This is a genomic window from Hydrogenophaga sp. (assembly GCF_028698005.1).
Lineage (GTDB): Bacteria > Pseudomonadota > Gammaproteobacteria > Burkholderiales > Burkholderiaceae_C > Hydrogenophaga.
Genome location: NZ_JAQVEJ010000251.1, coordinates 1 through 2,915, shown reverse-complemented (window position 1 = coordinate 2,915; position 2,915 = coordinate 1). Strand labels below are relative to the sequence as shown.

Sequence of the window (2,915 nt, the reverse complement as noted above, 5' to 3'; positions counted from 1 at the left end):
CGCGCCTGATCAATGCCTGTGACGCCGGCCGCGAGGGTGAACTGATTTTCCGCCTGATCGAGCAGTACGCCGGTGGCGGCAAGCCGCTGGGCAAACCGGTGCAGCGCCTGTGGCTGCAGTCGATGACGCCGCAGGCCATCCGCGACGGCTTTGAGCACCTGCGCAGCGACGAGCAGATGCGGGGCCTGGCCGACGCGGCGCGCAGCCGCTCCGAGGCCGACTGGCTGGTCGGTATCAACGGCACGCGCGCGATGACCGCCTTCAACTCGCGCGACGGGGGCTTTTTCCTCACCACCGTGGGGCGGGTGCAGACGCCCACGCTGTCCATCGTGGTCGAACGCGAGGAGAAAATCCGCGCGCACAGGCCGCGCGACTACTGGGAAATCCATGCCTCGTTCCTGGCCGAGGCTGGCGAGTACCCGGGCAAGTGGTTCGACCCGGCCTTCAAGAAGCCCGGTGGCGAGGATGCCGACCCCGACCTGCGCGCCGACCGCCTGTGGGACCAGCGTGAGGCGCTGGCCATCGTCGAGGCCGTGCGCGGCAAGGCCGCCAGCGTCACCGAAGAGCGCAAACCCACCACCCAGGCCTGCGGCCTGCTGTACGACCTGACCAGCCTGCAGCGCGAGGCCAATGGCCGCTTCGGCTTCTCGGCCAAGACCACGCTGCAGCTCGCGCAAAGCCTGTACGAGCGGCACAAGGCCCTGACCTACCCGCGGACGGACTCGCGCGCCCTGCCCGAGGACTACCTCGGCACCGTGAAGCAGACCTTGGAGATGCTCGCGGACAGTGGCATGGGCCACCTGGCGCCGCATGCGCAGACCGCGCTGGACAACCACTACATCCGCCCGAGCAAGCGCATCTTCGACAACAGCAAGGTCTCGGACCACTTCGCCATCATCCCGACGCTGCAAAAGCCTCACGGCCTCTCGGAAGCCGAACAGAAGCTCTACGACCTGGTGGTGCGCCGCTTCATCGCGGTGTTTTTCCCCAGCGCCGAGTTCATGGTGACGACGCGCATCAGCAAAGTCCTGAATCACCATTTCAAGACCGAAGGCAAGGTGCTCGTGAAGCCCGGCTGGATGGCGGTGTACGGCAAGGAGGCCGCCGAGGACGTCGAGGGCGCGAAAGACGGCGACAAGGGCCAGAACCTGGTGCCGGTGCGCGAGGGCGAGACGGTGCGCACCGAGTCGGTCGAGGCCAAGGGGCTCAAGACCCGCCCGCCGGCACGCTACTCCGAAGCCACGCTGCTGGGTGCCATGGAGGGCGCGGGCAAGCTGGTGGACGACGACGAGCTGCGCGAGGCGATGCAGGAGAAAGGCCTGGGCACACCGGCCACGCGCGCGGCCATCATCGAGGGCCTGCTGACCGAGAAATACCTGCTGCGCGAAGGGCGTGAGCTGATTCCCACCGCCAAGGCCTTCCAGCTCATGACGCTGTTGCGCGGTTTGGCGGTGGAGGAGCTGTCCAAGCCCGAGCTGACGGGTGAATGGGAATACAAGCTGGCGCAGATGGAGCAGGGCAAGCTCTCGCGCGAGGCCTTCATGACGCAGATCGCCGCCATGACCGAGCGCCTGGTGAAGAAGGCCAAGGAATACGACCGTGACACCGTGCCCGGCAACTACGCCACGCTGCAAGCGCCCTGCCCCAACTGCGGCGGCGTGGTCAAGGAAAACTACCGCCGCTACACCTGCTGCGGCGCCGACGGCAACAGCGAAGGCTGCGGCTTCTCGTTCACGAAGTCGCCCGCCGGCCGCACCTTCGAGGTGGCCGAGGCCGAGGCCTTCGTGCGCGACCGGCACATCGGTCCGCTGGACGGGTTCCGCTCCAAGGCCGGCTGGCCCTTCGTGGCCGAGATGACCCTCAAGTACAGCGACGAGGACAAGAACTGGAAGCTGGAGTTCGACTTCGGTGACGACAAGAACGCCGAAGAAACCGGCGAGCTGGTGGACTTTGCCGGCCAGGAGAGCCTGGGCGCCTGCCCGGTCTGTGGCGCGCCGGTGTTCGAACACGGCAGCAACTACGTGTGCAGCAAGGCCGTGCCCACGGCCGCCCAGCCCACCCCCGGCTGCACGTTCAAGAGCGGCAAGATCATCCTGCAGCAGCCGGTGGCGCGCGAGCAGATGAGCAAGCTGCTGGCAACCGGCAAGACCGACCTGCTCGACAAATTCGTGTCCATGCGCACGCGGCGCAACTTCAAGGCCTGCCTGGTCTGGGACAAGGAGGCCGGCAAGGTGAACTTCGCGTTCGAGCCGCGCGAGAGCAAATTCCCGCCGCGCAAGACCGCCGGGGCTGCGGCCAAGGCCGCGCCGGCCAAGAAAGTGGCCGCCGCCAAGAAGGCGCCGGCCGCGAAGAAGGCCGCTGCCCCCAAAGCCCCGCGCAAGACCAGCGCCGCCAGCGGCAAGCAGCCCAGCGCCGCGCTGGCCGCCGTCATTGGCGACGCGCCGGTCTCACGTCCCGAGGTCGTCAAGAAGCTGTGGGACTACATCAAGGCCCATGGCCTGCAGGACGCGGGCGACAAACGCAAGATCAACGCCGACGACAAGCTGCGTCCGGTCTTCGGCAAGGACCAGGTGACGATGTTCGAGATCGCGGGCATCGTCGGCCAACACCTGGCCAACTGACCGATTTTCAACACCCTCGGAGACAACATCCATGAGCCTCAAGCTTTTCTTCGCCCCGGGCGCCTGTTCCTTCGTGCCGCACGCCATGCTCGAGCTCAGCGGCGCCGAGTTCGAGCCCGCCATGGTCAAGCTGCACAAGGGTGAGCAGCACAGTGCCGAATACCTGGCCGTGAATCCGCGTGGCCAGGTGCCGGTGCTGGTCGACGATGGCGAAGTCGTCACCCAGATCGTGGCCATCTTGCTGCACCTGGACGCGAAATTTCCGCAGGCCGGCATCCTGCCTGCCGCCGGCCT

Annotated in this window: 2 protein-coding genes; both read left to right on the top strand. The window is 67.0% G+C overall.

What is annotated here, in order from left to right:
* Nucleotides 1-2,621 (top strand): DNA topoisomerase III (locus PHQ87_RS15570; RefSeq protein ID WP_300236390.1); only part of this gene is annotated, 2,621 nt, incomplete at its 5' end.
* A gap of 31 nt (nucleotides 2,622-2,652) precedes the next feature.
* Nucleotides 2,653-2,915 (top strand): glutathione S-transferase N-terminal domain-containing protein (locus PHQ87_RS15565; RefSeq protein WP_300236387.1); only part of this gene is annotated, 263 nt, incomplete at its 3' end.